The 21,981-nt window shown below is 53.0% G+C and carries 22 protein-coding genes and 1 other annotated feature; of the genes, 17 read left to right on the top strand and 5 right to left on the bottom strand.

Going from position 1 to position 21,981, the window contains the following annotated elements:
• Position 1: 1 nt before the first annotated feature.
• Positions 2-142, bottom strand: a complete 141-nt coding sequence (rpmH, locus tag CHU32_RS16110; RefSeq protein ID WP_015369029.1) for a 50S ribosomal protein L34 — start codon at positions 140-142, stop codon at positions 2-4.
• A 591-nt stretch (positions 143-733) separates the two neighbouring features.
• Between rpmH and dnaA the strand changes: the two genes are divergently transcribed.
• The 4 genes from dnaA to gyrB all read left to right on the top strand — a co-directional run bounded on the left by dnaA (position 734) and on the right by gyrB (position 6,900).
• Positions 734-2,131, top strand: coding sequence for a chromosomal replication initiator protein DnaA (gene dnaA, locus CHU32_RS16100; protein WP_103676254.1), 1,398 nt, complete (start codon positions 734-736; stop codon positions 2,129-2,131).
• Positions 2,132-2,134: 3 nt separating this feature from the next.
• On the top strand, positions 2,135-3,235 hold the full coding sequence (gene dnaN, locus CHU32_RS16095) for a DNA polymerase III subunit beta (RefSeq protein WP_103676255.1): 1,101 nt from the start codon (positions 2,135-2,137) through the stop codon (positions 3,233-3,235).
• Between the two features lie 147 nt (positions 3,236-3,382).
• On the top strand, positions 3,383-4,456 hold the full coding sequence (gene recF / locus CHU32_RS16090; protein ID WP_103676256.1) for a DNA replication/repair protein RecF: 1,074 nt from the start codon (positions 3,383-3,385) through the stop codon (positions 4,454-4,456).
• Between the two features lie 29 nt (positions 4,457-4,485).
• The gene (gene gyrB, locus CHU32_RS16085; RefSeq protein WP_103676257.1) at positions 4,486-6,900 is read left to right on the top strand and encodes a DNA topoisomerase (ATP-hydrolyzing) subunit B; all 2,415 of its coding nucleotides are present in this window, start codon (positions 4,486-4,488) and stop codon (positions 6,898-6,900) included.
• 754 nt (positions 6,901-7,654) lie between these two features.
• Here the strand turns inward: gyrB and CHU32_RS16080 are convergent.
• A complete protein-coding gene (locus CHU32_RS16080; protein WP_103676258.1) occupies positions 7,655-7,987 on the bottom strand; it encodes a cupin domain-containing protein in 333 nt (110 codons plus the stop codon).
• A gap of 283 nt (positions 7,988-8,270) precedes the next feature.
• Between CHU32_RS16080 and yidA the strand changes: the two genes are divergently transcribed.
• Complete coding sequence (yidA, locus tag CHU32_RS16075; RefSeq protein ID WP_103676259.1) at positions 8,271-9,083, top strand: sugar-phosphatase; 813 nt, start codon at positions 8,271-8,273, stop codon at positions 9,081-9,083.
• On the opposite strand, the gene CHU32_RS16070 is transcribed toward yidA, so the two are convergent.
• A complete protein-coding gene (locus CHU32_RS16070; protein WP_103676260.1) occupies positions 9,080-10,141 on the bottom strand; it encodes an FAD-binding protein in 1,062 nt (353 codons plus the stop codon). The two genes, yidA and CHU32_RS16070, sit on opposite strands and share 4 nt — an antisense overlap.
• 276 nt (positions 10,142-10,417) lie before the next feature.
• Here CHU32_RS16070 and dgoR point away from each other — a divergent pair, with 276 nt between their 5' ends.
• The 6 genes from dgoR (at position 10,418) to CHU32_RS16040 (ending at position 16,083) form a co-directional block, all read left to right on the top strand.
• Positions 10,418-11,107 (top strand): D-galactonate utilization transcriptional regulator DgoR, encoded by a 690-nt coding sequence (gene dgoR, locus CHU32_RS16065; protein WP_103676261.1) that lies wholly within the window; start codon positions 10,418-10,420, stop codon positions 11,105-11,107.
• Positions 11,104-11,982 carry a 2-dehydro-3-deoxygalactonokinase gene (locus CHU32_RS16060; protein ID WP_103676262.1) on the top strand — a complete coding sequence of 293 codons (879 nt, stop codon included), beginning with the start codon at positions 11,104-11,106 and terminating at the stop codon, positions 11,980-11,982. The genes dgoR and CHU32_RS16060 overlap by 4 nt, the downstream gene beginning before the upstream one ends.
• Positions 11,966-12,583 carry a 2-dehydro-3-deoxy-6-phosphogalactonate aldolase gene (locus tag CHU32_RS16055; protein WP_103676263.1) on the top strand — a complete coding sequence of 206 codons (618 nt, stop codon included), beginning with the start codon at positions 11,966-11,968 and terminating at the stop codon, positions 12,581-12,583. The genes CHU32_RS16060 and CHU32_RS16055 overlap by 17 nt, the downstream gene beginning before the upstream one ends.
• Complete coding sequence (dgoD, locus tag CHU32_RS16050; RefSeq protein WP_103750886.1) at positions 12,580-13,728, top strand: galactonate dehydratase; 1,149 nt, start codon at positions 12,580-12,582, stop codon at positions 13,726-13,728. Before CHU32_RS16055 ends, dgoD begins: the two co-directional genes overlap by 4 nt.
• A 98-nt stretch (positions 13,729-13,826) precedes the next feature.
• Positions 13,827-15,137: an MFS transporter gene (locus CHU32_RS16045; RefSeq protein ID WP_103676265.1), complete on the top strand. Its 1,311-nt coding sequence runs from the start codon at positions 13,827-13,829 to the stop codon at positions 15,135-15,137.
• A 13-nt stretch (positions 15,138-15,150) separates the two neighbouring features.
• Positions 15,151-16,083, top strand: coding sequence for a 2-hydroxyacid dehydrogenase (locus tag CHU32_RS16040; RefSeq protein WP_103676266.1), 933 nt, complete (start codon positions 15,151-15,153; stop codon positions 16,081-16,083).
• Between the two features lie 105 nt (positions 16,084-16,188).
• Here the strand turns inward: CHU32_RS16040 and CHU32_RS16035 are convergent, their stop codons facing one another.
• Positions 16,189-16,518, bottom strand: a complete 330-nt coding sequence (locus CHU32_RS16035) for a hypothetical protein (RefSeq protein ID WP_103676267.1) — start codon at positions 16,516-16,518, stop codon at positions 16,189-16,191.
• Positions 16,519-16,626: 108 nt separating this feature from the next.
• On the opposite strand from CHU32_RS16035, the gene CHU32_RS16030 reads away from it, so the two are divergent.
• On the top strand, positions 16,627-17,853 hold the full coding sequence (locus CHU32_RS16030) for a YidR family protein (RefSeq protein ID WP_103676268.1): 1,227 nt from the start codon (positions 16,627-16,629) through the stop codon (positions 17,851-17,853).
• A gap of 1 nt (position 17,854) precedes the next feature.
• Here the strand turns inward: CHU32_RS16030 and CHU32_RS16025 are convergent, their stop codons facing one another.
• Positions 17,855-18,181 (bottom strand): YceK/YidQ family lipoprotein, encoded by a 327-nt coding sequence (locus tag CHU32_RS16025; protein WP_425444898.1) that lies wholly within the window; start codon positions 18,179-18,181, stop codon positions 17,855-17,857.
• A gap of 243 nt (positions 18,182-18,424) precedes the next feature.
• Positions 18,425-18,502, top strand: a sequence feature (ROSE (Repression Of Heat Shock gene Expression) occurs in the 5'-region of heat shock genes and acts as an RNA thermometer to modulate expression.).
• On the opposite strand from CHU32_RS16025, the gene ibpA reads away from it, so the two are divergent.
• The 5 genes from ibpA to CHU32_RS16000 all read left to right on the top strand — a co-directional run bounded on the left by ibpA (position 18,496) and on the right by CHU32_RS16000 (position 21,980).
• Positions 18,496-18,909, top strand: coding sequence for a small heat shock chaperone IbpA (gene ibpA / locus CHU32_RS16020; protein WP_103676270.1), 414 nt, complete (start codon positions 18,496-18,498; stop codon positions 18,907-18,909). Its footprint overlaps the feature before it by 7 nt.
• Positions 18,910-19,019: 110 nt before the next feature.
• A complete protein-coding gene (ibpB, locus tag CHU32_RS16015; RefSeq protein ID WP_103676271.1) occupies positions 19,020-19,448 on the top strand; it encodes a small heat shock chaperone IbpB in 429 nt (142 codons plus the stop codon).
• 79 nt (positions 19,449-19,527) lie between these two features.
• Positions 19,528-19,833 carry a type II toxin-antitoxin system HigB family toxin gene (locus CHU32_RS16010; RefSeq protein WP_103676272.1) on the top strand — a complete coding sequence of 102 codons (306 nt, stop codon included), beginning with the start codon at positions 19,528-19,530 and terminating at the stop codon, positions 19,831-19,833.
• A complete protein-coding gene (locus tag CHU32_RS16005; protein ID WP_103676273.1) occupies positions 19,833-20,192 on the top strand; it encodes a helix-turn-helix domain-containing protein in 360 nt (119 codons plus the stop codon). Before CHU32_RS16010 ends, CHU32_RS16005 begins: the two co-directional genes overlap by 1 nt.
• A 126-nt stretch (positions 20,193-20,318) precedes the next feature.
• A complete protein-coding gene (locus CHU32_RS16000) occupies positions 20,319-21,980 on the top strand; it encodes a putative transporter (protein WP_103676274.1) in 1,662 nt (553 codons plus the stop codon).
• Position 21,981: the final 1 nt, after the last annotated feature.

Below are 21,981 nucleotides of genomic sequence, written 5' to 3'. Positions count from 1 at the left end.
ATTACTTGGAAACGGTCAGACGAGCGCGGCCTTTAGCACGACGACGTGCCAGAACCTGACGACCATTTTTATTAGCCATACGAGCACGGAAGCCGTGAGAACGGTTGCGCTTCAGTACAGACGGTTGAAAAGTGCGTTTCATGGCGATTTCTACCTAAACTTGAATAAATTCACTGACTTTTGCGTATGACCGAACAAACTTCGAACGACTTACGCCACAGTGTGGGTGATTAAAGAGGCCGGATTGTAATAATTGTACACTCCGGAGTCAATTCTCTTTCCTTATATCCCGCGTATTTTCGCACGTTTTCATGAGTAAAACCCAGATTGAAAACAGGCTAACGCGCCGGGTGGAGGATTATACGGGCTCCGGCCTAAAGCGCAAGGATCGCACGGGATCTTCGTTAGATCATTTAAGAAAAATTTTGCCATTGCTCATTAATTTTTCCGATATGCGGCCTAAATCGTGCCGCAGTTATCCAGGATCGTTTACACTTACCCGGTCGCGATCCTTCCTGTGGATAAATAGGGAAGAATCTGTGAGAAACAGAAGATCTCTGGCGCAGTTTACGCTATGATCCGCCTCCCGATCGGATCAAGCGATCAGGATCGGGTAAAAACCGCAGATAGCGGTTCGCACGTCACCCTTACGTGGGTCTTTTCACCGTGCGTCAACAATCATGAACGTTTCAGCCTTTGTCATTTATCGACTTTTGTTCGAGTGGAGTCCGCCGTGTCACTTTCGCTTTGGCAGCAGTGTCTTGCCCGATTGCAGGATGAGTTACCAGCCACAGAATTCAGTATGTGGATACGCCCATTGCAGGCGGAACTGAGTGATAACACGCTGGCTTTGTATGCGCCAAACCGTTTTGTGCTCGATTGGGTAAGGGACAAATACCTCAATAATATCAACGGACTGCTCAATGAGTTTTGTGGGGCTGACGCACCGCAGATGCGTTTTGAAGTAGGGACCAAACCGGTTTCACAGACGTTAAAAGGGTCGGTTAGCGTGGCTGCACCCGTGCAGACCGCGCAGGTGCATATTCCGCGCCCCGTTCCGCCATCCCGTCCCGGTTGGGACAATGTTCCCGCACCCGCAGAACCGACTTACCGCTCCAACGTGAACGTCAAACACACGTTTGATAACTTCGTTGAGGGTAAATCAAACCAGCTGGCGCGCGCGGCGGCACGTCAGGTGGCAGACAACCCTGGTGGCGCGTATAACCCGCTGTTTTTATATGGCGGGACAGGCCTGGGTAAAACCCACCTTTTGCATGCGGTAGGCAACGGCATTGTGGCTCGTAAACCTAACGCCAAAGTCGTCTATATGCACTCCGAGCGCTTTGTACAGGACATGGTAAAAGCCTTGCAAAACAACGCGATCGAAGAGTTTAAACGCTACTACCGTTCCGTTGATGCGCTGCTAATCGATGACATTCAGTTCTTTGCCAATAAAGAACGATCCCAGGAAGAGTTTTTCCACACCTTTAACGCCCTGCTGGAAGGCAATCAGCAGATCATCCTTACCTCAGATCGCTATCCAAAAGAGATCAATGGCGTTGAAGATCGTCTGAAATCTCGCTTTGGCTGGGGGCTGACGGTGGCGATCGAACCGCCGGAACTGGAAACCCGCGTGGCGATCCTGATGAAAAAGGCTGACGAAAATGATATTCGTCTACCGGGAGAGGTGGCGTTCTTTATTGCCAAGCGCCTGCGCTCTAACGTGCGTGAACTGGAAGGGGCGCTGAACCGCGTCATCGCCAATGCCAATTTTACTGGCCGGGCAATCACTATCGACTTCGTGCGTGAAGCCCTGCGCGATCTGCTGGCGCTTCAGGAGAAGCTGGTCACCATCGACAACATTCAGAAGACGGTGGCAGAGTATTATAAAATTAAAGTGGCGGATCTGCTGTCAAAACGCCGCTCTCGTTCGGTAGCCCGTCCGCGCCAGATGGCGATGGCGCTGGCAAAGGAGCTGACCAACCATAGCCTGCCGGAAATCGGTGATGCCTTTGGGGGGCGCGACCATACTACCGTGCTTCACGCCTGCCGCAAAATCGAGCAGTTGCGTGAAGAAAGCCATGATATTAAAGAAGATTTCTCTAATTTAATCCGAACATTATCGTCGTGACCTATGAAATTTACCGTTGAACGTGAACATTTATTAAAACCGCTGCAACAGGTGAGCGGGCCTTTAGGGGGCCGTCCTACGTTGCCGATTCTGGGTAATCTTCTGATGCAGGTAGCGGACGGTACGCTGTCGTTGACCGGTACCGACCTCGAAATGGAAATGGTCGCGCGCGTATCGCTGAGCCAGCCGCACGAGCCGGGTGCCACCACCGTCCCGGCGCGTAAGTTTTTTGATATCTGCCGTGGCCTGCCGGAAGGCGCTGAAATCGATGTGAAACTGGAGGGCGATCGGATGCTGGTACGCTCCGGGCGCAGTCGTTTCTCGCTCTCCACGCTACCCGCTGCGGATTTCCCGAATCTGGACGACTGGCAGAGCGAGGTTGAATTCACTCTGCCGCAGGCGACCATGAAGCGGCTGATTGAAGCGACCCAGTTTTCGATGGCGCATCAGGATGTGCGTTATTACCTGAACGGCATGCTGTTTGAAACGGAAGGCGAAGAGTTACGCACCGTAGCAACTGACGGGCACCGCCTGGCCGTCTGCGCCATGCCGCTGGGTGAAGCATTACCCAACCATTCGGTGATCGTACCGCGTAAAGGCGTGATTGAGCTGATGCGCATGCTCGACGGCGGCGATACCCCGCTGCGCGTGCAGATCGGCAGTAACAATATTCGCGCCCATGTCGGCGACTTTATCTTCACATCGAAGCTGGTTGATGGCCGTTTCCCGGATTATCGCCGCGTATTGCCGAAAAACCCGGACAAACATCTGGAAGCGGGCTGCGATATTCTTAAGCAGGCGTTTGCCCGCGCGGCAATCCTCTCCAACGAGAAGTTTCGCGGCGTGCGCCTGTATGTGAGCGAGAACCAGATCAAAATCACTGCCAACAACCCGGAGCAGGAAGAAGCCGAGGAGATCCTCGACGTCACCTATGCCGGAACGGAAATGGAAATCGGCTTCAACGTTAGCTACGTACTGGATGTGCTGAACGCGCTGAAATGCGAAAACGTGCGCATCATGCTGACCGATTCCGTATCTAGCGTGCAGATTGAAGATGCGGCGTCGCAAAGCGCGGCCTATGTTGTTATGCCAATGAGACTGTAGTGAAAAATATCGGGCTATCTTACTTGCCATTTTCAACCTGGGCTGTGCTCGCCCCTGTCACGTACTGCGTGTACGCTCCAGGTTCTGCGCGCAGTCCGCGTTGAAACTGGCTGCGCCGATTACGCCCTGGCCCGAAGAAACCCAGATATGTCACTTACGCGCCTTTTAATCAAAGATTTTCGCAACATCGAGAGCGCGGATCTCGCCCTCTCTCCCGGCTTTAACTTCCTGGTGGGTGCCAACGGCAGCGGTAAAACCAGCGTGCTGGAAGCGATCTACACGCTGGGCCACGGCCGGGCGTTTCGCAGCTTGCAGATTGGCCGCGTGATCCGCCATGAACAGGACGCTTTTGTTTTGCATGGACGTTTGCAGGGGGAGGAGCGGGAAGTCTCCATCGGTCTGACTAAAGACAAACTGGGCGACAGTAAAGTGCGCATCGACGGCACCGACGGCCATAAAGTCGCGGAGCTGGCGCACCTGATGCCGATGCAGTTGATTACGCCGGAAGGGTTTACATTACTCAACGGCGGCCCCAAATACCGTAGAGCGTTCCTCGACTGGGGATGCTTTCATAACGAAGCCGGTTTCTTTACCGCCTGGAGCAACCTCAAGCGGCTGCTCAAACAGCGCAATGCCGCGCTGCGCCAGGTGAGCCACTACGCGCAACTGCGCCCGTGGGATAAAGAGCTGATCCCGCTGGCGGAACAAATCAGCCGCTGGCGCGCCGAATACAGCAGCGCCATTGCCGAAGACATGGCAGATACCTGTAAGCAGTTTTTACCCGAGTTCACTCTCACCTTCTCTTTCCAGCGCGGCTGGGAGAAAGAGACGGAGTACGCCGACGTGCTGGAGCGCAGCTTCGAGCGTGACAGAATGTTGACCTATACCGCGCACGGCCCGCACAAGGCGGATTTTCGCATTCGCGCCGACGGCGCGCCGGTGGAAGATACGCTGTCGCGTGGCCAGCTAAAACTCCTGATGTGTGCGCTACGACTGGCGCAAGGTGAGTTTTTAACCCGCGAAAGCGGACGGCGCTGTTTATACCTGATAGATGATTTTGCCTCTGAACTTGATGATGCGCGTCGCGGGCTGCTTGCCAGCCGCTTAAAAGCCACGCAGTCACAGGTTTTCGTCAGCGCCATTAGCGCTGAACACGTTCTGGACATGTCGGACAAAAATTCGAAGATGTTCACCGTGGAAAAGGGTAAAATAGCGGATTAACCCAAGATAAAAATGAGCGAGAAACGTTGATGTCGAATTCTTATGACTCCTCCAGTATCAAAGTCCTGAAAGGGCTGGATGCGGTGCGTAAGCGCCCGGGTATGTATATCGGCGATACGGATGACGGCACCGGTCTGCACCACATGGTATTCGAGGTGGTAGATAACGCTATCGACGAAGCGCTCGCAGGTCACTGTAAAGATATCGTCGTGACCATTCATGCCGATAACTCTGTGTCCGTCACAGATGATGGTCGTGGCATCCCGACCGGTATTCACCCGGAAGAGGGCGTCTCGGCAGCAGAAGTGATCATGACCGTGCTGCACGCGGGCGGTAAATTCGATGATAACTCCTATAAAGTGTCCGGCGGTCTGCACGGCGTGGGCGTGTCGGTTGTTAACGCCCTGTCGCAGAAGCTGGAACTGGTGATCCGTCGTGAAGGCAAAGTTCACCAGCAGACCTACGTCCACGGCGTACCGCAGGCACCGCTGGCGGTAACGGGTGACACTGACGTCACCGGTACTCAGGTCCGTTTCTGGCCAAGCCATGAGACGTTCACCAACGTCACCGAATTTGAATATGAGATTCTGGCAAAACGCCTGCGTGAACTGTCGTTCCTGAACTCTGGCGTGTCGATTCGCCTGCGCGACAAGCGTGACGGCAAAGAAGACCATTACCACTACGAAGGCGGCATTAAGGCGTTTGTTGAATACCTCAACAAGAACAAAACGCCGATCCACCCGAATATCTTCTACTTCTCCACCGAAAAAGACGGTATTGGCGTCGAAGTGGCGCTGCAGTGGAACGACGGCTTCCAGGAAAATATCTACTGCTTTACCAACAACATTCCGCAGCGTGACGGCGGGACTCACCTGGCAGGCTTCCGTGCGGCGATGACCCGTACCCTGAACGCCTACATGGACAAAGAAGGCTACAGCAAAAAAGCCAAAGTCAGCGCCACCGGTGATGACGCGCGTGAAGGTCTGATTGCCGTCGTCTCCGTAAAAGTACCGGACCCGAAATTCTCCTCGCAGACCAAAGACAAGCTGGTTTCCTCTGAAGTGAAATCGGCGGTCGAGCAGCAGATGAACGAACTGCTGAGTGAATACCTGCTGGAAAACCCGTCCGACGCTAAAATCGTGGTCGGCAAAATTATCGATGCGGCCCGCGCTCGTGAAGCCGCGCGTCGCGCGCGTGAAATGACCCGCCGTAAAGGCGCGCTGGACTTAGCTGGTCTTCCGGGCAAGCTGGCGGACTGTCAGGAACGTGACCCGGCCCACTCTGAACTGTACCTGGTGGAAGGGGACTCGGCGGGCGGCTCTGCCAAACAGGGGCGTAACCGTAAAAATCAGGCGATCCTGCCGCTGAAGGGTAAAATCCTCAACGTTGAGAAAGCCCGTTTTGACAAGATGCTCTCCTCGCAGGAAGTGGCGACGCTTATCACCGCGCTCGGCTGCGGCATTGGTCGCGACGAGTACAACCCGGACAAACTGCGTTATCACAGCATCATCATCATGACCGATGCCGACGTCGACGGCTCGCACATCCGTACGCTGCTGCTGACCTTCTTCTATCGTCAGATGCCGGAAATCGTTGAGCGTGGCCATGTCTACATCGCGCAGCCGCCGCTGTATAAAGTGAAGAAAGGCAAGCAGGAACAGTACATTAAAGACGACGAAGCGATGGATCAATATCAGATTTCTATCGCTCTTGATGGCGCGTCTTTACATGCTAACGCGAATGCACCTGCGCTGGCTGGCGAGCCGCTGGAGCGTCTGGTTTCTGAGTACAATGGCGCACAGAAGATGATTAACCGCATGGAGCGTCGCTTCCCGCGCGCGCTGCTGAAAGAGCTGGTTTATCAGCCGACGCTGAGTGAAGCCGATCTGTCCAGCGAACAGACCGTCACCCGCTGGGTATCGCAGCTCATTACCGTTCTGAACGAAAACGAGCAGCACGGCAGCGTGTGGAAGTACGATATTCGTGAAAACGCGGAACAGCAGCAGTTTGAGCCGATTATTCGCGTGCGCACGCACGGCGTGGACACCGACTATCCGCTGGATCACGAATTTGTGATGGGCGCGGAATACCGTCGCCTCTGCACGCTCGGCGAGAAGCTGCGTGGTCTGATTGAAGACGATGCGTTTATTGAGCGTGGCGAACGTCGTCAGCCGGTTGCGAGCTTCGAGCAGGCGCTGGAATGGCTGGTGAAAGAATCTCGTCGTGGCCTCGCTATTCAGCGTTATAAAGGTCTGGGCGAGATGAACCCGGAGCAGCTGTGGGAAACGACGATGGACCCGGAAAGCCGCCGTATGCTGCGCGTGACCGTGAAAGATGCGATTGCTGCCGACCAGTTGTTCACTACCCTGATGGGCGACGCTGTTGAACCGCGTCGTGCGTTTATCGAAGAGAACGCGCTGAAAGCGGCGAATATCGATATTTAACCGATGCGTTCAAGCCTAAAAAACGCCTGAATCTTCAGGCGTTTTTTATTTGTTCTATTGATGTAGGTTCGCAATGACAAAGGGGGAGGCGATGAGTTGCAGAGGGAATGTAACAATATCAATAGCCACGGTTACAGGATAAAAAACCTGACTCCAGGCGGTGTCTTTTTTGTTAATCGTAATTGAAAAAGGCGTTATTTTCTCAATGGGGCTATTGTTATTTCTATTAATAGCTATTGTTTTGACATCCTTATCGGTAAAAGTGAAGGTAAACGCGAACGTTTTAGTATTTCGACCATTCTGAATTACAGGAACTATGGACTGATTTTAATTTTTGATCATCTGAGAGTAGTTTAAAGCTATAGGTGATATTGAAAATATCACAGCTAAACCTGTTTTTCCTTCCCTCGAGAAATGCGCAGTCAAGGAGCGTTGGAAAGTCAAAGGGATCAATATTAGACTCATTTGGTCGTGTGACTGAAGGTCCAGACGTTATGTGAGTATTATCCTTTGCGACATCAAGTTGATAATTATTCTGCTCACCAATAAGCGTCCATGTCTTCTCTCCTTTGCTTGTCGTCGATGGTTGAGTTGTAGTTTTTTTTGGATTCTGCCGCTTTATGGCGATTATTACGCCTTTTTATTCATATTTAAAATGAATTATCCAGGTATTAACTGCCATCTTGATCGGTAACGGATGGCGTTGAAATGGCGAATAACGCCATTTCAACGGTATTGCGGGTTTATTAACCATTTATTGTTGTGTTACAAGAAAATCTTCACGGATTGGCGTAAACACATCCAGTAGTTTTCCGGCTTTAAGACAAACACAGCCATGGACAATATCAGGGCGCTTATACAGGGTATCACCCTGCTGCACAATTTGCGTTTCGTCACCAATAGTAAATTCAAATTCACCGGACAATACATAGGTTAATTGCTCATGCGGATGACTGTGTAAGGCACCAATAGCGCCAGCCTCAAACGTGACCTCAACGGCCATCAGTGAACCGCTGTGCGCGAGAATGTGGCGCGAAACCCCTTCGCCTGCTTTTTCTTTTACCGTATTGCTATGTAAAACAAACATAATCTTCCTTATTCAGTAGCGAATCATGCAAATGGGATCGAATGGGTTGCTGAGTCATTCGTCCTGACGATAAGACGCCCCTGCTGGGCGTGTAATATTGTCAATATTATTTCTGTCATATTGGGGGGCAATTGAAATTTAGCAATTAAATATCAGCATTACTACCGGCACAGAAAAGGGGAGACCCCATCCAGTTCCTGTCCTCCTTTTCCCCCGACTCTTTTACTGTTTTTTGAGCGGAATCGCGTTAGCATGAGTCAGGACTCATCTAATCGGGGATATCATGGCTATTAAACTTATCGCAATCGACATGGACGGCACGTTGCTGTTACCGGATCATAGCATCTCTCCTGCCGTTAAAAACGCGATTGCCGCGGCCCGTGAACGTGGCGTGAATGTGGTACTGACCACCGGACGTCCCTATGCTGGCGTACATAAGTACCTGAAAGAACTGCATATGGAGCAGGACGGCGATTACTGCATCACCTATAACGGCGCGCTGGTGCAGAAAGCGGGCGATGGCAGTACCGTGGCTCAAACTGCGCTAAATTATGATGATTACCGCTATCTGGAACAGCTTTCCCGTGAAGTGGGATCGCACTTCCACGCGCTCGATCGCAACACGCTTTATACCGCTAATCGTGATATCAGCTACTACACCGTGCATGAATCTTATGTTGCTACTATTCCACTGGTGTTCTGTGAAGCGGAAAAAATGGACCCGGCAACGCAGTTTCTGAAAGTGATGATGATCGATGAGCCAGCCATTCTGGATAAAGCCATCACCCGTATCCCGCCGGAGGTAAAGGAGAAGTACACCGTGCTGAAAAGCGCGCCATACTTCCTTGAAATCCTCGATAAACGTGTAAATAAAGGTACCGGCGTAAAATCGCTGGCCGATACGCTGGGCATTAAGCCGGAGGAGATCATGGCGATTGGCGATCAGGAAAACGACATCGCTATGATTGAATACGCGGGTATGGGCGTGGCCATGGACAACGCCATCGACCCGGTAAAGGAGATCGCCAACTTTGTGACGAAATCCAATCTTGATGATGGCGTGGCGTATGCCATTGAGAAGTTTGTGCTGAATTAAGCTCTTAACGTAATATCGCTGATGCGGCTACGCATTATCGCCCGGCGAAGCCGTGGCTGTGTCAGCAGGTTTGCCTTACCTATTTTCCCCAGCAGCTTCAGCCGCAACCCGCGTGTCGCGGACCTGTAGTGCTGGTTAGCATGCGCTTTTCCTGCAATCAGTAAATCGCCCAATATCTCCGCACTATCCAGCGCGTAGCTGATCCCTTCCAGCGAGCTGGCGCTAATAAACCCGGCCGCTTCGCCAATGAGAAACGCATTCTCCTGACCACAAACAAAATCAGACCAGCGGGAGGGATAAAGCACCGTGCATTTTTCCGTTTTGATGACCGGACCAAACTGATAGCCGTTACCTTCCATTTGTTCTTTCAGCGCCTGATACCGGGCCTGACCTTCTTTCATCGGAAATGCGCCACCAAAAATGAAATAGCCGTCCTTACTGATGCTCCAGGCATAACAGTCGGTCAACGTGTTATCAAATACGCAGGAGTAAAACGGCAGGGCGTGCTTTTCAGCAAACCATTGCTGGATTGCCACGTATTTGCGGATCTCATGATTAGGATACAGAGAGCGGCGGACCATCGAATTCGCGCCGTCCGCGCCGACCAGATAGCGGGCGGTGATCTCTTGTTCTGCACCGTTAACGCTAAAAAGCACATGCCAGCGCCCTTCGTCACGCCAGATCCTGCGGCACAGCGTGTCGTGATGCACCTCTGCCGTAGAAGGGATCAGCGACTTCATCCATAAATCAAATGCGTGGCGGTTCACATTAATATAGCTGCGCTGATAATTGCGGGTCAGACCCGACTGGCAATCCACCGTGCGCACGCTGAAGATTTGTGGATTGGCCATCACGCTGACCGGTAGTGTTAGTCCAGCGCGTATCAGGGAACGCTGCGCGTCTGGTGCCAGCAATCCGCCGCAGGGTTTCATGAACCCTTCCGTCCCCTGTTGCCGCTTCTTATCCAGTGCAATAACCCGCATTTTGCCTGCCAGTTGACGTGCCAGCGCCGCGCCAGCCGGGCCAAGACCGATAACTGCTACGTCGAAATGTTCCATTTTTCCACCTGAGTCAACATTGTCATGGTGTAACGGTAAACGGTGGAAGTGAAGTCAGCGTGAAGTGCGGATGGTGTGATAAAGCAGATTAACGAACTTAACGATTTTTTTACCACTTGTCGTTTTTGTGATCTGAATTGTAGTACAACACATATTAATTGTACTACTATCACCTCAAGGAACGATAAAGACCCCGCAAATTTGTACTTCAATGCTGGGGGTTTTTACGTCAACGAGGATAAAGTGATGGTAGCGAAATCGCGTTGAGGACTTTCAATGACCATTACGAAAACAGACCGCATCATCGTTACTCTCGGACGGCAGATCGTGAGCGGCAAATATACCCCTGGCGCAGCACTGCCCTCAGAGGCCGATCTCTGTGAAGAGTTTGAAACCTCGCGCAATATTATTCGTGAGGTGTTCCGCTCCCTGACGGCGAAGCGGCTGATTGAAATGAAGCGCTATCGGGGCGCATTTATCGCCGCCCGCAACCAGTGGAACTACCTCGACACCGAGGTGCTGCAATGGGTGCTGGAGAATGACTACGATCCGCGTCTGATTAGCGCGATGAGCGAAGTGCGTAACCTGGTCGAGCCAGCTATTGCCCGCTGGGCAGCAGAACGGGCGACGTCCAGCGAGCTGGCGCAGATTGAGGCAGCGTTGAATGACATGATCGCCAACAATCAGGACCGGGACGCATTTAACGAAGCGGATATCCGCTACCACGAAGCGGTACTGAATGCGGTGCATAACCCGGTGTTACAGCAGTTAAGCGTTGCGATCAGCTCATTACAACGAGCGGTATTTGAGCGTACATGGATGGGCGATGAGGCTAACATGCCAAAAACGCTTCAGGAACATAAGGCGCTGTTCGATGCGATTCGGCATCAGGACGGCAACGCAGCAGAGCAGGCGGCGCTGACGATGATCGCCAGCTCCACCAGAAGGCTAAAGGACATCACATGACATCACGTTATATTGCCATCGACTGGGGGTCGACTAATCTCCGTGCCTGGCTTTATCAGGGAGAACACTGTCTCGAGAGCCGCCAGTCGGAAGCCGGGATCACCCGGTTGAACGGGCGCACGTTTGATACGGTGCTGGCACAGATCACCGAAGGCTGGACGCAGGATGCGATGCCGATAGTGATGGCTGGCATGGTGGGAAGCAACGCGGGCTGGGTCAACGTGCCTTATCTGCCGTGTCCAGCGCGGCTGGGCGATATCGGCGAGCAACTTGCTCATGTGAAAGCCAACGTCTGGATCGTGCCGGGCCTGTGCATCAATAATGACGATAACCATAATGTGATGCGCGGTGAAGAGACGCAGTTAATCGGTGCGCATACTCTGATGCCCTCCGCACTGTACGTGATGCCCGGCACGCACTGTAAATGGGTGCAGATTAATGACGATATGGTGACGGATTTCCGCACGGTGATGACCGGTGAGCTTCACCATGTCCTGCTTAAGCATACGCTGGTGGGCGCGGGACTCCCCGAGCAGACCGACTCGCCGGAGGCGTTCAACGCCGGGCTGGAGCGCGGGCTGCAATCCCCGGATATATTGCCGCGTTTGTTCGAAGTCCGCGCCTCGCATGTGTTGGGCGTGCGGCCTCGCGAGCAGGTAAGTGAATTCCTTTCCGGCCTGCTGATTGGCAGCGAAGTGGCCAGCATGGCTGAATATATCCCGGCGCAGCAGTCCGTCACCCTGGTCGCCAGTCCGTCCCTTACCGCGCGTTATCAGCAGGCATTTAAGGCCTTTGGCCGCCAAAGTCAGACATTACGCGGCGACGCCGCATTTCAGGCAGGAATAAGGAGCATCGCTCATGCAGTGGCAAAATAAACTTCCGCTTATCGCCATCCTTCGCGGTATCAAACCCGATGAGGCGCATGCCCATGTGGCGGCGGTCATTGAGGCGGGATTTGAAGCCGTTGAGATCCCGCTGAACTCCCCGGAGTGGGAAAAAAGCATCCCGGCAATGGTGAAAGCGTTTGGTGATAAAGCGCTGATTGGCGCAGGCACTGTACTCAAGCTGGAGCAGGTTGATCGGCTTGCGGAAATGGGCTGCACGCTGATGGTAACGCCAAACATTAAACCGGAACTGATCCGCCGCGCGGTAGAACACGGCATGACCGTTTGCCCCGGCTGCGCCACGGCGACAGAAGCGTTTGACGCCATTGATGCGGGCGCACAGTCGCTGAAGATTTTCCCTTCCTCGGCCTTTGGTCCGGACTACATCAAGGCGCTGAAGGCCGTATTGCCGCCGGAGATCCCGGTATTCGCCGTCGGCGGCGTCACGCCGGAGAATTTAAAACAGTGGATTGACGCCGGTTGTGTCGGTGCCGGGCTGGGCAGCGATCTCTATCGCGCCGGACAGCCCGTTGAGCGCACCGCGCAGCAGGCAGCCGCATTTGTAAAAGCGTATCGAGAGGCAGTGAAATGAAAATTACCAAACTCACCACGTATCGTTTACCCCCGCGCTGGATGTTTCTCAAAATAGAGACCGATGAAGGCGTGGTTGGCTGGGGCGAGCCGGTGATTGAAGGCCGTGCGCGTACCGTGGAAGCGGCGGTACATGAGCTGGGTGAATATCTGATTGGTCAGGACCCGGCGCGTATTAACGACCTGTGGCAGGTGATGTACCGCGCCGGTTTTTATCGTGGCGGCCCGATCCTGATGAGTGCCATTGCCGGTATCGACCAGGCGCTGTGGGATATCAAAGGTAAAGTCCATACCGCGCCGGTGTGGCAACTGATGGGCGGTCTGGTGCGCGATAAAATCAAGGCCTACAGCTGGGTTGGCGGCGACCGTCCGGCCGAAGCCATTGCCGGTATTTCCACGCTGCGCAAGATTGGCTTTGATACCTTTAAATTAAACGGCTGCGAAGAGTTAGGCATTATTGATGATTCGCGTAAAGTGGACGCAGCGGTAAATACCGTGGCGCAAATCCGCGAAGCCTTTGGCAATGAAATTGAATTCGGCCTTGATTTCCATGGACGCGTCAGCGCGCCAATGGCGAAGGTGTTAATTAAAGAGCTGGAACAGTATCGCCCGCTATTTATTGAGGAGCCGGTATTAGCCGAGCAGGCGGAATATTATCCGCGTCTGGCGGCACAAACGCATATTCCAATCGCCGCAGGCGAGCGTATGTTCTCCCGCTTTGAATTTAAACGGGTGCTGGAAGCAGGAGGGCTGGCCATTTTGCAACCTGATCTCTCCCATGCCGGTGGAATTACCGAATGCTATAAAATCGCCGGGATGGCCGAGGCTTATGATGTGGCGCTGGCTCCGCACTGCCCGCTTGGCCCGATTGCGCTGGCTGCCTGTCTGCACGTTGACTTTGTGTCGCACAACGCTGTATTCCAGGAGCAAAGCATGGGCATTCATTACAACAAAGGTGCTGAACTTCTCGATTTCGTGAAAAATAAAGAAGACTTCAGCATGGAAGGCGGTTTCTTTAAACCGTTGATGAAGCCGGGCCTTGGTGTAGAAATTGATGAAGAAAAAGTGATTGAACTGAGTAAAAATTTCCAGGACTGGCGTAATCCGCTCTGGCGTCATGCGGATGGTACTGTCGCCGAATGGTAAGCGCATTATTCTGAATAATTAAAGTAATCAATAATGATCGGCTGTTTATTGGCAGAGGGCATCCCTTTGCCGATATTCAGCGGAATGAGGATTCTGTTATGAATACCGATCTGTACTCTACAACGTTACGGCAGCTTAATGCGAAGATAATTCCGTTTATTATCATTTGCTATTTTGTGGCTAATCTGGATAAAACCAATATCTCTATTGCAGCCTTACAAATGAACGCTGATTTAGGGCTGAGTGCCAGTATGTATGGTCTCGGTGTAGGGATGTTTTATATTTCTTATATTATTTTTGAAATCCCCAGCAATGTTATTATGACCAAAGTTGGGGCGCGGCTATGGATTGCCAGAATCATGATTACCTGGGGTATTGTGAGTGCCGGGATGTCGCTGGTGCATACGCCAACCCAACTCTATGTTATGCGCTTCCTGCTGGGCATGGCTGAAGCAGGATTTACGCCGGGTATCATTTATTATATCTCCTGCTGGTTCCCGAAAAGCAACCGCGCACGTGCCATGTCGTTCTTTTATATGGGGTCGGTCATGGCGTCCATCATTGGACTACCGATTTCCGGTACCATCCTGAATATGCACGGTATCGCAGATATCGCAGGCTGGCGCTGGCTGTTTGCCATTGAAGGTATTCCCGCGATTGTCCTGGGCGTGCTGGTGCTGTGGCGTTTACCGCAATCCCCCGATCATGCGGCCTGGCTTTCCACTGAGCAAAAAGGCTGGCTGAAGGCGCAACTGGCGCGTGATAACGCAAGCGTTGAAGTTGGTGCTAATCATAGTTGGATCAGCGCTCTGAAAAACAAAACCGTCTTGTTATTAAGTCTGGTGTGGTTTTTACAGGCGTTTGGCTCCATCGGTATTACCCTGTTTTTACCGCTGATTATTAAAAGTATGGCCAGCGATCAGAGCAACATCGTCATCAGTCTGCTTTCCGCTGTGCCGTTTATTGCGGCCTGCTTATTTATGTACATCAACGGGCGGCATTCTGATACCACTAACGAGCGCTCATGGCACTTAGGTTTGCCGCTGATCCTCTCCGGGCTGTCGCTGGCGATAGCTATTTATTCCGGCAATCTGTTGGTGGCCTATGTCTTGCTCATACTGACCGTGGGTTTCAACTTTGCGCTTACGCCAATCTTCTGGGCAGTGACCACCGAGAAACTGGCGGGCGTCGCGGCGGCAGCGTCTATTGCGTTTATCAATACTGTCGCAAATTTCGTGGGTCTTGGTTTACCACCGCTGCTTGGCAAAATTAAAGATGCGACTAACAGCTATCACTACGGGCTGCTGATTGTTGCCGTGGCACTCATTATCGGGGGCATCATCGGGATACTGGTTTCGCGTCCTGCGCCGTCCCGGGTATCGAAAGATCCCGCCTCACGTCTCTCTTAATATTGGAAACGCTATGAAACAGAAAGTACTCAAACAAGCCTATTTGCCGGATGCACTGACCACGGAGCTTAGCCAGCGTTACGATTTATACGATATGGCTCTCCTGACTGATGCAGAAGTGCAGGCCGTTGCCAGTGAGATCACCGTCGTTATTACCAACGGTGAGGCGGTGGTAACGCGTGAATTTATTAGTACGCTACCCGCACTGAAGTTGATTGCCGTGTTTGGCGTAGGGTATGACGGTGTGGATGTGGCCGCGGCGCGCGATGCCGGAGTAGACGTTACTCACACGCCTGGCGTATTAACCGATGACGTTGCCGATCTGGCGATGGGGCTGATGCTCGCCGTCTCACGCAAAATTGTCGCTGCACAGAAATTTATTGAACAGGCGGGCTGGCACAAAAGCGGTTTTCAATGGACGCGTAAAGTCTCCGGCAAGCGGCTTGGTATCCTCGGTATGGGACGTATCGGGCAGGCGATTGCTAAACGGGCGACCGCGTTCGATATGGAGATTGCTTACAGCGACCGCCAGCAAAATAACGCGCTGACATGGGAATTTATACCCGATCTACAGACTCTGGCGCAGAACAGCGATTTTCTGATGGTGTGCGCGCCGGGAGGCGAAGGAACCAAAGCGCTGATCAATCAATCTGTGCTGGAGGCGCTGGGCGCGGAAGGCATCTTAATCAATATCTCACGCGGCAGCGTGGTTGATGAGCAGGCACTGATCGCCGCACTGGAAAATAACATCATCGCCGGGGCCGCGCTGGACGTTTTTGCCCATGAGCCGCTTGTGCCTGCCTCGTTGCAGCAACGCGACAATGTGGTGATCACGCCGCATATGGCCAGCGCAACCTGGGAAACGCGTCGGGAAATGTCGCGTCTGGTGCTGGAAAACGTTGAGGCCTGGTTCGCCGGTACACCGCTGGTGACGCCGGTTCCCTGAGTATTTTTACGCCGCTCATCCCGCGCTGACCGCAGGCGTGGGATGAGTTATAAGGCCAGATCAACCTCGCCGGATTGCCCGCCTTAACGTCCCGAATGGGTTCCATTATTCCCTACTGGTTTTCAGGTTTAACAGCGTATCCGCTTGCGAAATGTGTGCTGCTTTGGTTTTCCTGTCCCACAGGCACAGTTCGCTTCCCCGCTTATTATGCAGACGCGCCTGAGGGTAATGGCCGCCAATGACCAGCGCAGAGTAGCCGACGCTATCATCAAACAGGATATTATCGCTGCTGACAGTAGGCTTTTTTAACTGACTGGCCTTCAGACAGGCTGCTTTCATTGCTTTAAAATCTTCCGCCCAGGCGTCGTCAGAGCTGGCCCAGACGCTGGAACAGGCAGCCCAACTGATTGTCAGTATCAGCAGTTGTTTTCTCATCGGTGCTTTCCTTCAGTTCTTTATGTCAGCGTAAGCTTAGCAAACCCCGCTGGCAGGCCGTTGCGCCTTGCGATACCCTGATGCCATTGCAGACAGCCGGATCGCCCCATGAAACAAGTCACTTTCGCGCCTCGCCATCACCAGCTAACCAATATTCATACCTGGACGCCGGACAGTCAGTGGCTGGCGTTTGATGTGCGTCCTTCCGGGGCCTCATTTACCGGTGAAACTATTGAGCGGGTTAATGTGCATACCGGCGTCGTGGAGGTGATTTACCGTGCGCCTGCGGGCGCGCATGTCGGCGTGGTGACGGTCAATCCGCAGACGGAAAAGTATGTTTTCATTCACGGCCCCGAAAACCCGGATGCGCAGTGGCATTACGATTTTCACCACCGGCGCGGTGTGGTGGTTGAAAACGGTGTTGCTGAGAATCTTGATGCGATGGCTCTCACCGCGCCTTATACACCCGGCGCGCTGCGCGGCGGCACGCATGTTCATGTGTTTAGCCCGAACGGGCAGTTGGTCAGTTTTACCTATAACGACCATGTGCTGCATGAGCGCGATCCGGCGCTGGATCTGCGCAACGTTGGCGTGGCGGCTCCATACGGCCCGGTTGTACCAGAGGGTCAACATCCACGCGAATATTCAGGCAGCCACTGGTGTGTGCTGGTCAGTCAGACTACCCCTACGCCACAGCCGGGCAGTGATGAGATTAACCGGGCTTATGAAGAGGGCTGGGTGGGCAATCATCGACTGGCATTTATCGGCGATACGCTGTCGCTGACGGGCGAAAAAGTGCCCGAGCTATTTATTGTCGATCTGCCGCAGACCCGCGCGGGCTGGCAACAGGCCGGAGAGCGGCCACTGGCCGGGACGCCAGACACGCTTCCTGCGCCGCCAGCGGGCGTGGTTCAGCGCCGGCTCACCTTTACCCATCAACGACCGTATCCCGGCCTGGCGACCACGGTGCGTCACTGGGTGCGGGCAAATCCGCAGGGAACCAACATCGCTTTCTTAATGCGCGATGATAAGGGCATCATTCAATTGTGGCTGATCTCACCAGACGGTGGCGAGCCGCGTCAGTTGACGCACAATAAGCGTGATATTCAGTCGGCCTTTAACTGGCATCCGTCAGGGAACGGGCTGGGATTTGTGCTGGAAGGGAGAATAGCCTGGTGCGATGCGCAGACTGGCGACATTACGTTTTTGACTACCGATCACGAAAATGCGCCTTCTGCTGACGCCGTCGTCTTTTCGCCGGACGGTAAGTTTATCGCCTGGATGGAGGATACAAACGGCTTCCGTCAGCTATGGATAACGGAAACCGGACGCTGACTCAGGGAGAAGGCATGCGCGCTGGCGGGATCACCGCGTTTGTCGCCATCGTATCCTGCTCGCTTTTTTCAACGCGGGATTTCACCGAACTGTCGGTACGGAACATATCCCACGGCAACAGGACGGTATCCAGCATGGCGGTGAACGGGATATCCAGTAACACCAGCGATTTTGTGCCCCAGTTGGTGTTACTTTCGAGCATGTTGCCGCTGGCACGGGTACCAGGATAAAGCCCCTCTTTACCGCCCGTGTGTGACATCACGCTTGAACAACTGCACAAGCACACCACACCACTGACCAATGCCAGCTTGAAAACACCTTTCATCATCATAGTTAATCATCTTTATGGCACTGCAAAAACGGCTTATCCGGGTTATAACGTCCATGGTTCAAAATGAAAAGTCCGGAAACGTTGCACTGTGGCGGCAATCGCACTTTAACCTTTTGTGCTTCGGTTCCAGTGTATGCGCTACCCATAAAAGTGCAAAAAATCAGACCACCACTCTTGAAAGAAGTTTCTTCGTACCCATTTATCTGGTGTAGCCCACTGAGGAACTCGCCTGCGGGGTGTTCCGGGAACCGCGACCTGTCCATGACGGAAGGTCAGTACCAAAATTCTCGCTGATTTCAGGAGCTTTTATTATGCGTAACTTCGATCTCTCTCCCCTGTACCGTTCAGCCATCGGCTTTGATCGCCTGTTTAACCTGCTGGAAAACAATCAGAGCCAGAGCAATGGTGGCTATCCTCCGTATAACGTCGAGCTGGTAGATGAAAACCACTATCGTATCGCCATTGCCGTGGCCGGTTTTGCTGAGAGCGAACTGGAGATCACCGCCCAGGATAACCTGCTGATTGTTAAAGGCTCCCATGCCACCGAGCAGAAAGAACGCACCTATCTTTATCAGGGCATTGCCGAGCGCAACTTTGAGCGTAAATTCCAGCTTGCAGAAAACATTCATGTGAATGGCGCAAATCTGGTTAATGGCCTGCTGTATGTCGATCTGGAACGCGTGGTTCCGGAAGCGAAAAAACCGCGCCGTATCGACATCAACTAATTTCACCGGGTCGCCGTTGGCGGCCTGTTTCAACCATGCTCGCCGTCAGGGAGCATATGCGAATCCACAGATTCGCAGGTATCAACTCGCTTCTTTGAAGGAGAATGACAATGCGTAACTATGATGTATCCCCTTTACTGCGTCAGTGGATCGGCTTCGATAAACTGGCAAACGCGCTGCAAAACACCACTGAAGGCCAGACTTTCCCGCCGTATAACATCGAGAAAGGCGATGATAACCACTATCGCATTACCCTTGCGCTGGCCGGTTTCCGCCAGGAAGATCTGGATATTCAGCTTGAAGGAACACGCCTGACTGTCAAAGGCTCGCCGGTGAAACCGGAATCCGAACCCAAATGGCTGCACCAGGGGCTGGTCATGCAACCCTTTAGCCTGACATTTACGCTGGCGGAATATATGGAAGTGGCGGGTGCCACCTTCGTCAACGGCCTGCTGCACATTGATATTGTGCGTAACGTCCCGGAAGCCATCGCACCGCAACGTATCGCTATTAGCGAGCGTCCGGCGCTGAATAGCTAAGGCAGTCCTCTTTGCCCGGCAGCATGCCGGGCAATTTACATCCTTGCTTTAGTCCCATTATGGGACTATTCTATGATTGATGAAGATTATATCCGTAAAGACGTTACGGGATTTTTGGGCGGTTAATCCTGATGCAGAACAATCGCTGAAGGCATGGGTGGATGAAGTCATTAAAGCTGACTGGAAGACCCCGGCAGAAATCAAGGAACAATATCGCAGCGCCAGTATTCTTAAAAACAGGCGCGTGGTATTTAACATAAAAGGAAATGATTACAGGCTAATCGTGGCTATTGCGTATCTTAGGGGGTGGGTGTTTGTAAAGTTTTTAGGCACCCATAAAGAGTACGACAAAATAGAGGCCGAAACAGTAGAGCTGGAGCCATAATGCAGATTAAACCGATTAAAACCGAGCAAGATTACCAGGCGGCGCTTCAGGCGGTTTCGCCTATGTTTGATAATGAACCGGAACTGAATACACCTGAAGGTGATTTTTTTGAAGTTACGTGTCTGCTTATTGAAGAATACGAGAAAAGACACTATCCCATTGATGCTCCTGATCCGATAGAGGCAATAAAATTCCGCATGGAGCAACAAGGGCTAACCGTCAAAGATCTCGAACCTGCAATCGGTAAAGCGAATCGTGTTTATGAAGTGTTAAACCGGAAACGTAGCCTGACGTTACCTATGATCCGCCGACTCCATAGCCAATTTGGTATCCCATTAAAAAGTCTGGTCGGTATTTAAAGGCCGATCGGTTATTGCCATAAGCCTCGCATTGACGGGGCTTTTTTGTGCGCTACCACCCATACATCCCCCGCTATCTCTGAGAGAATCCTTCTCATCAGTAATGTTATTCACAGGGACACACGTATGAGTGATATAGCATTAACCATTAGCGTTCTGGCGCTGGTGGCCGTCGTAGGGTTGTGGATCGGTAACATCAAAATCCGTGGCGTGGGTCTTGGGATTGGCGGCGTATTGTTTGGCGGAATTATCGTTGGGCACTTCGTCGAGCAGGCCGGTATTACGCTGAGCAGTCCGATGCTGCATTTTATTCAGGAGTTTGGCCTGATCCTCTTTGTCTACACCATCGGTATTCAGGTCGGGCCGGGCTTTTTTACTTCTCTGCGCGTATCCGGTTTGCGGCTGAATTTGTTCGCCATCCTGATTGTGATTATGGGTGGGTTGGTCACTGCTATCCTGCATAAGCTTTTTGCTATTCCTCTGCCAGTGGTACTGGGTATTTTCTCTGGTGCGGTGACCAATACGCCCGCGCTTGGTGCCGGGCAGCAGGTGCTGCGCGATCTCGGCGTCATGGGCGATGTTATCGATCAGATGGGGATGAGCTATGCGATGGCCTATCCGTTTGGTATTTGCGGTATTCTGCTCTCCATGTGGCTGATTCGCCTGTTCTTTCGCATAAAAGTGGATCAGGAAGCTGAACGGTTTGACGTCAGCGCGGGTAGCGGACACCCGCAATTACAAAACATCAATCTTTGCGTTGAAAACCCCAATCTGCATAACCTGGCTATCCAGGATGTTCCGCTCCTTAACAGCGATAAAATCATCTGCTCACGCCTGAAACGCGGTGAGACGCTGATGGTACCGTCGCCTGGCACGCTCATTCAGTCTGGCGATCTGTTGTACCTCGTTGGACAGCCAGCAGATTTACGCGCGGCGCAACTGGTGATTGGCAGAGAGGTGGAGACCGCGCTTTCTACGCACGGCACCGACCTTTGTGTAGAACGTGTGGTGGTGACGAACGAAAAAGTGCTGGGTAAGAAACTGCGCGATCTGGATTTTAAACAGCGCTATGACGTGGTGATCTCAAGGCTTAATCGTGCCGGGGTTGAACTGGTTGCCAGCAGCAGCGCCACGCTACAGTTTGGCGATATCCTCAATCTGGTAGGTCGCCAGGCGGCGATCGATGCCGTGGCTGCCGAACTGGGCAATGCGCAACAAAAACTCCAGCAGGTGCAGATGCTACCGGTGTTTGTTGGCATCGGGCTTGGTGTGTTGTTGGGGTCTGTCCCGCTGTTTATTCCGGGCTTTCCGGTAGCGCTGAAGCTGGGGCTTGCCGGTGGGCCGCTGATTATGGCGTTGATCCTCGGGCGCATCGGTACTATCGGCAAGTTGTACTGGTTTATGCCGCCGAGTGCTAACCTGGCGCTGCGTGAACTGGGGATTGTCCTGTTTTTGTCAGTGGTCGGGCTTAAATCCGGCGGCGACTTTATGCAGACGCTGTTACAGGGCGATGGCCTGAGCTGGGTCGGCTATGGCATCTTTATCACCGCCATCCCGCTTATCACCGCCGGTATGCTGGCGCGTATCTTCGCCAAAATGAATTATCTGACCATTTGCGGCATGCTGGCCGGGTCGATGACCGATCCCCCGGCGCTGGCCTTTGCCAACAACCTTCACGCCACCAGCGGTGCCGCCGCGCTGTCCTATGCCACGGTTTATCCGCTGGTGATGTTCCTGCGGATCATTACGCCGCAGCTACTGGCGGTGTTATTCTGGGGAATGGGGTAAT

Source organism: Superficieibacter electus (genome assembly GCF_002915575.1).
GTDB classification, from domain to species: Bacteria; Pseudomonadota; Gammaproteobacteria; order Enterobacterales; family Enterobacteriaceae; genus Superficieibacter; species Superficieibacter electus.
Note: the sequence above shows the minus strand (reverse complement) of the source record. Positions and strands in the feature narration are given on the sequence as shown.